Below are 13984 nucleotides of genomic sequence, written 5' to 3' on the forward strand. Positions count from 1 at the left end.
GTCTGACCTGATTTAAGTCATCCCATAAAAACATGTTCTATAATTTTTTATACATTTTATAGTTATATAATTCTACATGGTCCCTTATAACCGATTGCTTAAGCAAAATTTTAAATCCTTGATTTTGGAACATACTTTTTGCAATGGCACTAGCATGTACCGTCATTTCTTTTAGCTCTAATTCATAAGCATGGATTTCAAGTTCTTTTAAAATTTTTGTAGCTATTTTTTGATGTTGGTATTCAGGAAGTACATACATTAAATCGATGTATCCATCATTTTTGATATTCGAAAAACCAACTATTTTATCATCTTTAATCGCAACTAATGTATATGTTTTTTGTAACTCATATTGCCATATAAGCATTAATTCGTCTCTTTTATCTATATTTCCCCATGCTTTCAATTGCTCCACAGAGTAAGATGTATCTATGGAAAGAATTGCCGTAAAAAATATATCTATTATAGACTTGAGATCATTATCGGAGTATTGTCGTATAATCATTAAATTAATTCCTTTTTATTAAAAATTATTTGCTAAACTAAGTCGGAAAGCTCATAACGCCTTTAATTAAATGTTTTAAATATCTGTATTATACTCAAATACAGTAAGCAAGGATAGCTAGTTGAAAATGTTAAAAAGACCTTTAAAGACAATTATTGGATATGAATTATTTTGATCACATATTTACATAGATTAAAAAAATTATTATTATGGATGAAATTAATTTATATCTTACTATTAAGTTATTGATAAATTGTTATATTTAAGCTAAAGTATAGTATCATTAACTTAATAATATAAATAAGTAAGGATTAAAATATGCAAATATATTTCTTGTGTACTGGTAACTCATGCAGAAGCCAAATGGCTGAAGGATTCGCTAAGCAATATGCCCCTTCAAATTGGATTATTAAAAGTGCTGGTGTCGAACAACATGGTTTAAATAATATTGCTGTTAAGGTAATGGCTGAACGTGGCATTGATATTTCCGCCAACACATCTGATTTAATTAATAATGATTATTTACAATCAAGCGATTATGTCATTACATTATGCGGAGATGCAAAAGATAAGTGTCCTATGACGCCAGCCAGCGTTAAAAAAGAACACTGGCCATTAAATGACCCCGCACAAGCTACTGGGTCAAATGATCAAATATTAAATGTTTTTCGAACTACCCGTGATGACATTGATAATTTAGTATATGACTTAATAAATAAAATAAAATAGCTAACATCACTTCTAAAACGTCGTCTTGGACGTTTATTTTTTTACAATAATTTATTGCAATTTCCTTTTGCTTGAAGAACATTTAAAAAGATAATCCTCCATAAAAAACGTCCGATAATAATTATCGGACGTTTCAATTTATAAATTATAATTTTCTTGCTGATAAAATCATCATCATTGTACGACGGAACTCATCCTTCATACCAGGAATATCCAGCATTGAATCTGGTGGTGTTGGCTCAACTAGATGTTGAATTATAAATCCATTTTTAATCAAAGTTTCAATATACGTTTCCAACGTACGGTGATACTTGATAACTGGTGTCTCCCAAAAGTTTGTTTCCCTAACTGACTCATCAAAATAACGATCAACTGGAAAATTTTTAATTGACCCATCTTCATTTAACGTCCATTGTTCCGTTCCTTCAGACGTAAATATTGGATGTTCCACTGAAAAAATAAATTCTCCATTTGGATTCAATAATGTTTGAACATTAGCGACGACTTTTTCAAAATCTTCTACATAATGTAAAGCTAAAGAACTAAATACTAAATACTAAATCGAATTTAGCATTCATAGAATTCAAATTATTAATATCAATTTTCTTAAACTCTACATTATTAAATTTATTTTTTTGCTTTGCAATAGCCAACATTTTATCTGAACTATCTATTCCTAAAACGCTATTAGCTCCATTTTCCGCAGCATAAAAACTATGCCAACCATAACCACTGCCCAAATCTAACATAGTTTTATTTTTTAAATTAGGTAATATTTTTTTTAGCTGCTCCCATTCACCAGCGCCATTTAATCCATATTTACTTCTATTCATTTTTGAATATTCATCAAAAAACTTTTCATTATCATATATATTGCTCATAATCCCACCTCTAATGAAAAATTATAGCAAAAAAATCTTTATTCCTGTTTATTTTTATTCTAATTTTGTTATCTATACCGATTAAAATAAAATCTAAAATCAATCGTTTCAATCAATGTATCCGTAAATTTCAAATAGATCGTATTATATTTCAACCATTATCCCTTGGATTTTTTAATCATCATACATACAAACATATCTTTGATATACTTTTATTTATGAATATTGAAAATGACTTATCATTTATTTATCAAGGTAAAGTTTTCGGAATTAATATATTTATTGCTCGCTTTTAAAGCAGGTAGAAACACGTGCTAAGTAACCACGTTAAAAGACAAAAGGAGAATGAAACATGGACTTAATCAATGGTTTGATGGGTAATGCTTCGGAAGTATCGATTAAAAGTGTTCGATCAGAAATAGCACCATTACTAATTCCAAATGAGGGAATTGAACATGCATTCAAGTTAGTTAGGGATATGCTTATATTTACTAACAAACGATTAATTGTTGTTAATAAGCAAGGAATTACTGCTTCAAAAGTTGAATATAAATCAATTATCTACCGCTCTATTTCAAAATTTTCTACTGAAACTTCTGGACATTTTGACTTGGATGGAGAAGTTAAAATTTGGATTTCAGGTCAAGCTGAGCCATCTGAAATTTTAACTTTCAAAAAAGGCGGAGATTTGAAAGATGTTCAAAGATTACTTGCAGTAAATGTTTTGTTATAAAAAATCAATGAAGATTAATTGACCTGTAAGTCATTAAACTGCCACGGACTCTTAGCTCAGTTAGTTAGTTCGAATGGTTCAATAATCGTTCGATCGTTGGTTCGAGTCCGACAGGGTCCTTTCATCTAAGCTCTTAGTTAAAATAGTGATATCAAACTCATTATTTTCAGTTAATAATTAATAATAATGACTTAAAATATCATTGATGCTGCTCATTTTTATGTACCAATTTTGTGACCGATCAAAAATGATTATATTGATCCCTTCAACAAAGGTTTTACAACATTGAGTGATAAAGATTTGGTATTCTAAATAAAGATATATTTGATCATGAAAAGAAAAAAATGTAAAATAATGCATAACTAATACAATCAACTCTTTTCAATATTAATTGTATTGGTTATAAAGTTTCCTAAGCATTTCTCGAAACTGCTTAAATAATAAAAAGTAGAGGTTTCAATATATTGAATAATAACCAGAATAAAACACTACATATGATCGCTGTAATTGCTTCTATCATGTCTGTGCTTATGTATGTTTCTTACATTCCTCAAATCATGTCTAACTTGAGTGGTGAGCAAGGTAATCCTATCCAACCATTAGTTGCTACTATTAACTGTGTTTTTTGGACAATTCATGGTATCTTTGGTGAAGATGGTCATACTCGCGATGCGTCTATTATTTTCGCAAATGTCCCTGGAATCATTTTTGGACTATTAGCATTTATCACTGCTATAATTTAATAAAATAATTAAAATTAAAACTTGACCTACAAGTCGTTAAACTGTTTTGGACCTTTAGCTCAGTTGGTTAGAGCACACGGCTCATAACCGTTCGGTCGTCGGTTCGAGTCCGACAGGGTCCATAAATAAAGATATTTATCTATAAATAATTGAGGATTATGAACATGAGACTCTGGCATGAAAATTTAATCTCTAAATTACCAAGACAGCAGCTTTTAGGCCAACATAGGGAATGCTGCGCTTTAAGAGGTGGCGGATGGGGAAAGAAGCACTCTACCGTTGATTATGTGTTTAATTACTCTCCTTATAAATTATTTCAGTACCATCAAAAGGTTATGTCCGAGATGGCAAGACGTGGTTACAAACCTAATGAATTATGGCTAGATCAAAATTATAGAGGATCGAAACTTTCACGTCACACAAATTTACAAAAAACATCTCTTGATTCACCAATCTATCCTGAGCATAATGATAATTACTATTTAGATTGTATTTTGAATTTAGAATCAAAAGGTATATATATAAAATAACAAACACCCTAAAATATAAGGATAAATATATGAAAATAAGACCGTTAGAAAAGAAAGACTTGAGTTATATTTATACGCAAGAAAATTCACGTAAGATTATGGCACTTTGGTTTGAAGAACCATATACGTCTTTTGATGAACTACAAACTCTCTATGATAAGCATGTACTCGATCAAACTGAGAGACGTTTTGTTGTAGAAGAAGATTCTCAATTTATAGGCGTAGTTGAATTGATGGAAATTGACTCGCTCCATCGTAATACTGAAATTCAAATTATTATTCATTCAAAATACCAAGGTCATGGCTATGCACAAATGGCAATGAGTGCTGGTATTGATTATGCATTTAATGTTTTAAACATGCATAAAGTTTATTTATATGTTGATGCAGATAATTCCACAGCTATTCACATATACAAAAAATTAGGTTTCGTTGAAGAAGGTAAATTAAGAAAACACTTCTTTGCAGAAGGTGATTATCATGATAGTTTGATCATGGGAATTTTTAAAGAAGAAATTTCAAATTAGCTTCTATCAATGAATTCGCCACAAAAGCTACTACTCTTTGGCCTCAAATAATTTATTAGATTTAAATAAAGTCAGCTACCTCAAGCCGGATACTAATATTTTTTATATAGTCTTCGACCTGTAAGTCGTTAAACTACTACGTACCTTTATCTGATATCTGACGGTTAAAACACGTGAATAATGAATATTCAAATCGCCAATCATAGTCTGACATATTCATTGTACTGTTAAATTAATATTAAAGTGTACTAAATATTATATAGGAGTTTTATATGCACAAAAAGAAAATAAATAACATTAACGAAGCCTATGGTAATGAAATATTTGATAGCCCAGAGCTTAATTTTTCAGATGAATTTAAAGAGATCATTTTAGATGATTTAAATAATTTTGAAGGACTTAACAAAGCATAAAAATTAGATTAAATAGATGTTTTTCAAGATAAATATAAAAAGTAGCTGTTAAACCAAATTTGAGACTTAAAAGTTAATAGCTAGCTAAACATCAACCATATTTTTTTATAAAAAAACATAAAATAAACTCCTTATTTAAAAGATAAGGGGTTTATTTTTTCTAATAGTTCCTTACGTCTTATACTTGATCTAATATAGGTACAGGATGAATATTTCTTCAAGTTGTTCACTTGCATATTAATTGTTAACTTGCCTGATAATTTTCTGTTTTGGAAAACATATTCTTAATTATTCTCTCCCTACTTATATTTTAACAAACAAAAAAAGAGCCCTAACATTAAAAGCTCTATCAACAAACATTATTTATTTTTTCGAACATAAGTATCACCGATTTTAAAAATATTTCCATCTTCTAAGTGGTCCCTAGCAAAACAATAATAATCAAATTCTTCTTCATTATTTTCCAATACCAATTCTGATAAACCACCAATATTATCAACTAACTCTTTACCCAAATCATTTAAATTATGAGATGCAAAAACATCGAATTTTTTAACTTCATCTAAAATTGTATTAGATAAATCTAGTAAATCGTTATCAATTAAAAATTTAACCTTATCCCCATCCATAATCTAATACCCTCACTTCCACTTTTATTATGGATTATAGACTGCTTATTATTTTTTGATGTATCAAATGTAACTGAATTTTTAATGATTTCATTTTTTTACTTCCTTAGATTCCAATATATTTGATGAATTCATGCAAATTATTATTTTTTGGAATTTCCGGTGAGTAGAATGTATGCATCGACCCATCATGCTTCTTTACAGCACCCCAACCTTTTAATTCAGAATACAAAGCAGGAACAGTTCCATTATCATCTAACATACCCATGAAAATATTTAAATTTATCTGGCTCCGTATTATTGAGGGTAATACACTTAATAAACTATCCTGTATAGAAATAATTACATAAATTCCCAAAGCACGACCTCTAATCAAAATTTCAAAAAGATTTGATAACGCTAAATTATAAGCTTGACGTTCCTCAGAATTATCAGAATATTTTTGGCCATCTAAAATCCACAGACTAATTTCATCAAATACAATAAATTGAGTCTTCACATCATCTTCAGTATAAGAATTTAATTTGTCTTCAATATTCATTTTCATATTTATTTTAGATCGACGAATCATTCCTTCATAAATATTATGAATTTGCTTACTAATTTCATAATTATCATTAAATATTTTATCTTTTAAACTGTCTATATCATTAAAATTAGATATATATGAATAAGTCGGATAAAATATATTCACAAATTTAGTCTTAGTTAATATTTGTACTAACATAGATAAAATCAAGCATGTCTTACCACTGCCACTTTTACCTTGAATCAACAAGTTTGGCGAATTAATATAATCCCAATCAATATCTTTATCGATTTTAATTTTTTCATTTTCGATTTTCAAATTAAAAATACTGTATCTAGTTTCTATCATATTGATAAGTTCATTAATTGATCCTTTATTTTTTAAATTAAACATAAGTGTCTATCTATTCAACCTCTCTTAAACTCCCCATATGCCCCATAAATTATTAATGTCGATTCAAATGATTTAGAATTGAATTGCTTGTTAAAAAATGCACGTACAATATATCAAAAGAATTCGTTAAAAACTACACAATATCCATAATAACTAAATATCAAAAAATATATGTAACAATTGATACATCCATCATTTGAAGTTAAATTCAATTAATAATATAAAAGCACTAACAATTAAATTATAAAAAACATCCTCGCTAGTACCTAATTCTGATATTTAATTTTCTTAAACCATTTCCTGCTTTAATTCTAAGACGTACCCAATGGTATCAAAAACTATTTTGAACTTTCCCTATCTTTTTCCAATTTTCTATTCTTATAAAATTTGCGTACAGTCCACGCATTTACCAACACAATTGGCCAGAAATATGAACCCTCTAATTTAAAACCACCATTGCTCATCTCAATCAAAATAGGTTCATTATTAAAGTAAACAGCTATCAACGCCATTATGGTTAAAATAATTGAAATTATGAACCAAAATAATACTTTTTTCATGTGCTATTCCTCCTTACACCAAGGTTAATTCAACAGAGAATCAATTACAAATATATAACTAACAATGAGCATAAATTAATAATTACTTATGTTTCGTTTATGATTAACTTTAAATAAGCAAAACAAAACAAAAAACACATAGCCCCTACTTCGCAAAAAGTTAGGATATGTGTAAAACTGAAAATAACTATTACTAGCTCTTTCCGGTATTAATTATAACAGAACTAAATATGATCTAAAACTGTTTCGCTTTTAGACAAAGGAATTACAGAATAACATAAGATAAGTATTCAAAGATTCAAAAGTGTAAATAATTTTGTTCCAATTGGCTATACAGTTTAAACTTGATAACACATCATTATTTAATAAATATCTGAAATATCTTATTTCAAACAATAAATGTGACATGATGTATCTATTTTACTTTTACATCAATAAAATCAAAAACACTAGGACGCCCCTCATATTGAGAAACTTTGCTTAATTTTCCTGTCCATGTATACTCTTTATTGAATTCTAAATCTTGATGAGATTCAGTCGTCATAACAATATCTACCTGTTTCCCTGCAATAGTTTTACCGATTAGATATGATGAAAAATTATTCTCATTTGAATTGAAATCGCTTAAATTATCTGTATCTCCACTAGTATCATCTATTTCACTTGTAAATTGTATTTGTTTGTTTAAATATTTTTTAGATGCTTCTTTATAATCATTGTCAAATGAATTTATTAAATCTTGTTTAGTGATTTTTATGTCATTATTCTTTTTACTAATACCCACATCATGATTATTAATAGGTTTAGATATTTCTTTATTATGCGGAAATAACATTGTTACAATAATAATTATTGCAATGAATGAAATAATAGATTTACCAATTTTGCCATAAAAAGACCATATATCAATTAAAGGAACTTCCCTACTAGCAAATCCTTCAGTAAATTTTTTTACTAAATAGGCAAATATAATAAGTCCTATTATTGTTCCTAATACCCTAAATAACATTATCTACTCCCAAAAACAAAAATTATTTCATCATTATTATCTATATAGAAAAAATATAAGTAAATACATTTGATAAAATATCAAATTAAGTTTAACAATGATAATAATATAGTATCAATATATTGAATCATGATCCAGCAAATTAACAAGTTTTTTTACTTCATTGTTACGATACTCGATAATAGGAACTCCATCAAAATAATTTTGCTTATACTTCGGCTTAGCTACATTGGTTATAACCATTCTGAGACCTGAAACAGTTCGATCTCCTTTAGCAGTATAAACCTTAATTAAATAACCATTTTCACGTCCATTCAAATCAAACTTTTTCTGATAATGAATACCAAACAAAGGATTCTTTTCTACTGAATCATCAGTAACCAGAACAACACCTCGTGGATCAATCGATTCAATCCGTTCTTCAGTATTCTTATCATCAATCGCTTTAAGGTATAACAACTCATAAGCTACTCCAAATACAGACAAATCTTTTTCCAGTTCGGTATCGTGAGATATATTGTCCATCTCATCAAAAGAATCTTGAATGGCTTTAATATTCTTTCCTGGTGCTGCTGTGTAGCTAAATGGTTTTCCTGTAACAAATCCAACAGCCATATCAGTAACATACTTAGCGTGATTTATTACTACCTTATTAGCTTTACTATTATTACTTAACTTACGAGTCAACACATCGTGTTTGCCGTTATAATAACGATCTAACTTATCGAATCGTTTCTTGTTATGAGCTTGTTTTCGCAATATAAAGTCTAATAATTTAAGACTAGGATTATTAACATCCCCTGCCAATTCTCTATCAATTGGAAATCCCAAAATGTTCCTCCTAACCAAAAAGGCCAGACGGTTTGTCTGACACCTTTACTGTTCTATTCTTATAAAGAACCATGAATACAAAGTAACGTATTACATCCATACTATGATCATGTTCTTTAACTGGCTTATCTTCACAACGTTTTCTGCGGTTACCTCCCAAATTATTCGTTAAAAACTAATTCTTCAAGGGCTTCAGTTGTCACCTTAGAAACATTAATATTTTGCTTCTTAGCAATGTTATTTAAATATTCTGGAATAGATATATTACGTCTAACTGTCTTTGAACGACCTTTTCTATACTCTTTCATTCCATATTAATTCCAATATGATATATTTCAAAAGTCGGATATTTTATACCACTAATTTGAATCGCTATAGTAACAACCAGAACTATTAAAGAGCTGGTTATTGCCATCATCATCACATTATTTAATTCCCTTCTGCTTTTTTTGTCATTTAGAATACGCTTCATAATGTTTGTACTTGTTATAGATATTAATATTCCAAACATGCCAACATAGAATCCAAAAACGATAGACACAAAAGTTACTATAGAATTCATTCCATCTTTAATTCCACTCATAGAAAAGATATTAAATTTAAAAGTATAAATAAATATTCCAATAAATATAGATATAACTATTGGCATTACTTTAAATTTATTCATAGTATCACCTCTTTTCTCTAATCCCTTATATCCTCTTTTATTGTATTAGGTGTAAAAACGGTTTGCATCTTTATTCTTATCATATGTAGGCTTTACGTAAATCATCTATAAACTTCCATCTTCGCTTACCACTCATAAAATAATATTCTTGAAAGTAAAGTCCATCTGTATTTTTATATGCGTATTTCATCGCCCTAACATCTTTTCTAATCTGCAAAATTTAAAATATTCTTCATTTCTTCAATGTATTTCTTTTCATATTTTGTAAATTCTGAATCGTTTTGAATTTTTTGAATTAATGAACTCAAATAAAAACCTTTTAATGTTGTTCCCTTGCTGTTATAAATTTATCCAGCCAACCACTCATATGATCCATTAATTTTATTAAGTACATTATCAATGCGAATGTACAAAGAACTTGAGGCCATATATTCATCTCCTTTTCTGTTTAATTTGTTAATTGAATTAATAAATTCATTTACAAAAAGTACAATACATTGTACTATAAATGCATACGAAATAACCCTATATATAACACGCTTGCACTTTTTATAGTATGACAGCTAAAGCTTTCTTGTTATATTTCTAGGTTTTATTTGTTATTCAAAATAATTAATTGTCTTAACAAACGTTATAGTACAACCTTTTGTGATTATTATAAAGGGTTAATTTCAATCAATTGTACTTTTATTAGAAATACCGGAGTGAATTAAAAATGTCTCTTTTAGATATAACTAAAAAAACAGCTAAAGAACGTGGCTTATCCCTTACAGATGTAGCAACAAAAGCAGGAATTGCACAAAAATCAATTTATCAATGGAAGACGGTTACACCGAAAGTTGATACTTTGAAAGCTGTTGCAGATGTATTAGGAGTAACTACCGATTATCTTTTAGGGACCACAGATGAAAAAAATCCCCATCGAGCTGATGAGGATGGCATGGAAGAATTTTACAGAATAGATCTCTCTCGTGTCCCAAAGTCAGAAAGAGACACGATTAAAAAAGCGTTAGATAAATATACACGTTTCCTCTTAGATGATATGTGGAAATAATATATATGCTAGATACTCAATTTAAATCATTATTCAATAAATCAGCATCCTTAGCATTAAAAGTGGCAATTTTTACTGATACAAAAGTTGACTTAATAACATGGGAAAACTATGTCCAACTTAAACTTAGAAATAAAAATAGGTGAAGAGTATTTCCCATATGAAATTAAAGACTTTTTATCTGGTAAGACTGTCTATAAAAATGGTCAACCAAGAATTGGAATAAACCCATACCTGCCTATAACTCGTCAGCCTTTCACTCTATCTCACGAATTGAGCCACTATATTTTACATATAAATAATAATTTATTTCAATCTCAAAACTTTAATAGTTTGATTAACGATGAATTTAATGGACGAAATTTAGAAGAACAAGAAGCTGATACGTTAGTAAGCTATATAATGGTTAATCCGTATGCTTTTATGCGTGCATTCGCTCTCAAAAACAATTAGGATGACATAACAGAATATTTTGAAATGTCCTCCACTGCTCTTTATCATCGAGTAATGTATTATCTTGTTTCTCAAAAAGAGTGCGATTTTTATGAATCACAACGCATTATTAAAAACTATGAAAATGGTAATTATGATGAGTTGTCTTCTATGTTATACATGGATATAAATAATTTAATCGATTATGCTGGTAGTTCTGAATTCGATTTTATTTCTGAATCTATATTTGAAATTATAAGTTAATATCATGTGCTAAGCATCCACAATAAAAGGCTCAAGGAGTAGGTATTATGAGTAAGAAGATCACTGACGAGAACGGAAACACATACGTTCAAAAGAAGCCTTTTTATAAGCGCGTCTGGTTCTGGATATTAGCAATCATTGTTGTAGCAATTATTGCTTCAAGTATGGGTGGAGATTCAGATGATAATAGTTCAAATGGATCATCACAAGCTGCTGATTCAAGTATTAGTAATGATTCTGAATCTAGTTCAGAATCAGAAAGTGACTCATCAGTTCCAACTGAATATAAATCAGCATTAAACAAAGCTAAGTCGTATTCATCTATGATGAACATGTCTAAGGCAGGTATTTACGACCAATTAACCGCTGATGCTGGTGAACAATTTAGTGCTGAAGCTGCACAATATGCAATTGATAATTTAGATGCTGATTATAATAAATATGCTCTGAAGAAAGCAAAGTCATACCAAGATGATATGTCAATGTCTCCAGATGCAATCCAAGAACAATTAACTTCTGACGCTGGAGAAAAATTCACTCCAGAAGAAGCAGCTTATGCTATTCAACATTTGAACGATTAATCCACTTCCCGCCTCTGGCGGGATACATATACGTGTTTAAAATTCACGATAAACTTTTTAAGGAGTAGTTAGTTATGAATGAAGAAAATAGTAAAGTAACGCCGCAAGAAGTTAAAGGATGGAGTTGGGGAGCCTTTATGTTTAGTTGGATCTGGGGATTTGGAAACAAGTCTTATCTAACATTTTTTACATTAATTCCTATCTTTGGTTTCATTTGGCGTTTCGTTTGCGGATTCAAAGGAAACGATTGGGCTTGGAAAAAAGGTAATTATTCATCTGTTGATGAATTTAAAAAAGTTCAGTCTACTTGGAATCGTGCTGGATTGTTCTTATTTATTTTAGCCATAGCTTTATCCGTTATTATTAACATAGCCATCCGCTTTATTTTGATTCCCGATCTTTTAAACATGTAATACTAGTAACCTCATCCCGTCTCTGCGGGATACATAAATATTTACATTGAAAGGCATAACAAGGATTTAATATGACACACTTTTCAAACACTATAGCTCCACCCTATATAATGTTAATTACAGCTTTACTAACATTTTTATGCGTAATAATTTTCATTATATTGCTTAATTTTTATGAAAAACATTTGAAAAAATAATAAATAAAAATTCCTACCAAAGTAAGGAATTATTGACCTGCAAGTCGTTAAACTGCCACGGACCTTTAGCTCAGTTGGTTAGAGCAAACGGCTCATAACCGTTCGGTCGTCGGTTCGAGTCCGACAGGGTCCATACGTGCTTAATATCCACGGTAAACTGTTTATTTTAAGGAGCAGGAAATGGATTTAGATAAAATATTATCTATATTTAAGAAGAAAAGTTTTTTGATAACATTGCTTTGTGTATTGTTAAGCATTGTCATGCTAATTGTGAGTGATAAAGCTAGTAAACAAAATACAGAACATAAACATGATCAAAAAACTTATTTATATATATCTGATAAATTGCTCTCTTATGATGATCTTTCATATCATAATACTGATAAAAATGGATTATTTAAATTCAAACCGAAAACCCATAAAAATACTCATTTGACAATTTATAATGGTGAAGTTAAAAATAAAGAAATTATCTTTGAATCTAAAAAATATGATAATTCTGAAATAACTTTAGATCTATCTAAAACAAAAGATTTTGAACAAAGCGGTGGCTTTCACATCATCGTAGTTGCAAAGCAAAAAGGACTTCCTAAAAATAAGAAATCATTTGATTTATCAAATAAATCTCCACTATATGAATCTTACGTTAGTTCACTAAATAGCGTTGAAGATGAAAAAGCAAGAAAAGAATATAGTGAGAGTGTTGAAAATGTAAAAACATCTAGTTCGAGTTCCGAACAAAGTTCCACAGAAATATCTACTTCGTCAGACTCTTCTACTGATATGAACAGTACAATTAAAGATTTAGTTGGTACTAGTTCTGATTTTAAGAAGGTAAAGGTCAATGGTAGTTACGTTGCTGATCCATATAATGCAGTAATAACCGTAACTTCTGATAAAGATGTTCGTGTAGTCATGGCGGCCATTCTTGAAAATATGCAAAAAAATGCTGGTGATAAGTTAAATAATTTTGATTCTATTTCTATCAGCATAAAAGATTCTAATGGAAATTATGCACTTAAAACTGATTACAATGTATCTACTATTATGAATAATTCAAAAGTGTACGAACCATTTAAGGTCAAGTCATTGGCTAATAGCTGGTCTGAAAATTAACACAACAAATAAAAAAACGCATATCCCCAACTCCGCTAAAAGTAAGGATATGCGTCAAAAAATGAAAGTAACTAGTTAAAGCTCTTTCGAGTATTTATTATACCAGACCCGAGCATATCTTTAAAACTACTTACTCATTATTAGATTTTTTAGGCTAGGGGCCTTAAAGGAGAAATAAGATGAGTATTAAAAAACAATCTAACGGAACTTATAATGTTCGAGTTACTTTCTCGGATAATTTAGGTAAG

19 protein-coding genes, 2 tRNA genes and 1 pseudogene are annotated in these 13984 nt (G+C 29.3%); 13 read left to right on the plus strand and 9 right to left on the minus strand.

Features of this window, described 5'->3' with window-relative positions:
• Nucleotides 1-37: 37 nt before the first annotated feature.
• Entirely contained in the window at nucleotides 38-505 is a 468-nt protein-coding gene (locus JC2156_RS04800; protein WP_006845593.1) for a GNAT family N-acetyltransferase, read from the minus strand.
• A 318-nt stretch (nucleotides 506-823) separates the two neighbouring features.
• On the opposite strand from JC2156_RS04800, the gene arsC reads away from it, so the two are divergent.
• A complete protein-coding gene (arsC, locus tag JC2156_RS04805) occupies nucleotides 824-1234 on the plus strand; it encodes an arsenate reductase (thioredoxin) (RefSeq protein WP_081482761.1) in 411 nt (136 codons plus the stop codon).
• Between the two features lie 145 nt (nucleotides 1235-1379).
• Here the strand turns inward: arsC and JC2156_RS04810 are convergent.
• Nucleotides 1380-2115: pseudogene (locus JC2156_RS04810) on the minus strand (class I SAM-dependent methyltransferase).
• Nucleotides 2116-2467: 352 nt separating this feature from the next.
• On the opposite strand from JC2156_RS04810, the gene JC2156_RS04815 reads away from it, so the two are divergent.
• The 6 genes from JC2156_RS04815 to JC2156_RS08990 all read left to right on the plus strand — a co-directional run bounded on the left by JC2156_RS04815 (nucleotide 2468) and on the right by JC2156_RS08990 (nucleotide 5061).
• Nucleotides 2468-2848 carry a PH domain-containing protein gene (locus JC2156_RS04815; RefSeq protein WP_006845599.1) on the plus strand — a complete coding sequence of 127 codons (381 nt, stop codon included), beginning with the start codon at nucleotides 2468-2470 and terminating at the stop codon, nucleotides 2846-2848.
• A gap of 494 nt (nucleotides 2849-3342) precedes the next feature.
• Nucleotides 3343-3591 carry a SemiSWEET family transporter gene (locus tag JC2156_RS04820; protein ID WP_038241142.1) on the plus strand — a complete coding sequence of 83 codons (249 nt, stop codon included), beginning with the start codon at nucleotides 3343-3345 and terminating at the stop codon, nucleotides 3589-3591.
• Between the two features lie 48 nt (nucleotides 3592-3639).
• Nucleotides 3640-3713: transfer RNA gene (locus JC2156_RS04825), tRNA-Ile, on the plus strand.
• A gap of 42 nt (nucleotides 3714-3755) precedes the next feature.
• Complete coding sequence (locus JC2156_RS04830; protein ID WP_013989165.1) at nucleotides 3756-4121, plus strand: TIGR02328 family protein; 366 nt, start codon at nucleotides 3756-3758, stop codon at nucleotides 4119-4121.
• Between the two features lie 29 nt (nucleotides 4122-4150).
• The gene (locus tag JC2156_RS04835; protein ID WP_006845601.1) at nucleotides 4151-4648 is read left to right on the plus strand and encodes a GNAT family N-acetyltransferase; all 498 of its coding nucleotides are present in this window, start codon (nucleotides 4151-4153) and stop codon (nucleotides 4646-4648) included.
• Nucleotides 4649-4920: 272 nt separating this feature from the next.
• A complete protein-coding gene (locus tag JC2156_RS08990; RefSeq protein WP_006845602.1) occupies nucleotides 4921-5061 on the plus strand; it encodes a hypothetical protein in 141 nt (46 codons plus the stop codon).
• 359 nt (nucleotides 5062-5420) lie between these two features.
• Here JC2156_RS08990 and JC2156_RS04840 read toward each other — a convergent pair whose 3' ends face one another.
• From JC2156_RS04840 to JC2156_RS04865, 7 genes are all read right to left on the minus strand, one after another.
• The gene (locus JC2156_RS04840; RefSeq protein WP_006845603.1) at nucleotides 5421-5690 is read right to left on the minus strand and encodes a hypothetical protein; all 270 of its coding nucleotides are present in this window, start codon (nucleotides 5688-5690) and stop codon (nucleotides 5421-5423) included.
• 106 nt (nucleotides 5691-5796) lie between these two features.
• Nucleotides 5797-6612: an FtsK/SpoIIIE domain-containing protein gene (locus JC2156_RS04845; protein ID WP_006845604.1), complete on the minus strand. Its 816-nt coding sequence runs from the start codon at nucleotides 6610-6612 to the stop codon at nucleotides 5797-5799.
• Between the two features lie 338 nt (nucleotides 6613-6950).
• A complete protein-coding gene (locus JC2156_RS04850) occupies nucleotides 6951-7172 on the minus strand; it encodes a hypothetical protein (protein ID WP_013989167.1) in 222 nt (73 codons plus the stop codon).
• 415 nt (nucleotides 7173-7587) lie between these two features.
• Entirely contained in the window at nucleotides 7588-8181 is a 594-nt protein-coding gene (locus JC2156_RS04855) for an OB-fold protein (RefSeq protein WP_006845605.1), read from the minus strand.
• A gap of 114 nt (nucleotides 8182-8295) precedes the next feature.
• On the minus strand, nucleotides 8296-9012 hold the full coding sequence (locus JC2156_RS04860; RefSeq protein ID WP_006845606.1) for a phage portal protein: 717 nt from the start codon (nucleotides 9010-9012) through the stop codon (nucleotides 8296-8298).
• Nucleotides 9013-9173: 161 nt separating this feature from the next.
• Complete coding sequence (locus tag JC2156_RS08995) at nucleotides 9174-9320, minus strand: hypothetical protein (protein ID WP_006845607.1); 147 nt, start codon at nucleotides 9318-9320, stop codon at nucleotides 9174-9176.
• The gene (locus tag JC2156_RS04865; protein WP_006845608.1) at nucleotides 9317-9679 is read right to left on the minus strand and encodes a hypothetical protein; all 363 of its coding nucleotides are present in this window, start codon (nucleotides 9677-9679) and stop codon (nucleotides 9317-9319) included. The genes JC2156_RS08995 and JC2156_RS04865 overlap by 4 nt, the downstream gene beginning before the upstream one ends.
• A gap of 715 nt (nucleotides 9680-10394) precedes the next feature.
• On the opposite strand from JC2156_RS04865, the gene JC2156_RS04870 reads away from it, so the two are divergent.
• The 6 genes from JC2156_RS04870 to JC2156_RS04895 all read left to right on the plus strand — a co-directional run bounded on the left by JC2156_RS04870 (nucleotide 10395) and on the right by JC2156_RS04895 (nucleotide 13736).
• The gene (locus JC2156_RS04870; protein WP_006845609.1) at nucleotides 10395-10733 is read left to right on the plus strand and encodes a helix-turn-helix domain-containing protein; all 339 of its coding nucleotides are present in this window, start codon (nucleotides 10395-10397) and stop codon (nucleotides 10731-10733) included.
• A 111-nt stretch (nucleotides 10734-10844) separates the two neighbouring features.
• The gene (locus JC2156_RS04875; protein WP_006845611.1) at nucleotides 10845-11186 is read left to right on the plus strand and encodes an ImmA/IrrE family metallo-endopeptidase; all 342 of its coding nucleotides are present in this window, start codon (nucleotides 10845-10847) and stop codon (nucleotides 11184-11186) included.
• Between the two features lie 290 nt (nucleotides 11187-11476).
• A complete protein-coding gene (locus tag JC2156_RS04880; protein WP_006845613.1) occupies nucleotides 11477-12010 on the plus strand; it encodes an Ltp family lipoprotein in 534 nt (177 codons plus the stop codon).
• A 74-nt stretch (nucleotides 12011-12084) separates the two neighbouring features.
• Entirely contained in the window at nucleotides 12085-12423 is a 339-nt protein-coding gene (locus JC2156_RS04885) for a hypothetical protein (RefSeq protein WP_006845614.1), read from the plus strand.
• Nucleotides 12424-12679: 256 nt separating this feature from the next.
• Nucleotides 12680-12753, plus strand: a tRNA-Ile gene (locus tag JC2156_RS04890).
• Between the two features lie 47 nt (nucleotides 12754-12800).
• Nucleotides 12801-13736 (plus strand): hypothetical protein, encoded by a 936-nt coding sequence (locus JC2156_RS04895; RefSeq protein ID WP_006845615.1) that lies wholly within the window; start codon nucleotides 12801-12803, stop codon nucleotides 13734-13736.
• Nucleotides 13737-13984: the final 248 nt, after the last annotated feature.

It is taken from the genome of Weissella koreensis KCTC 3621, from assembly GCF_000277645.1.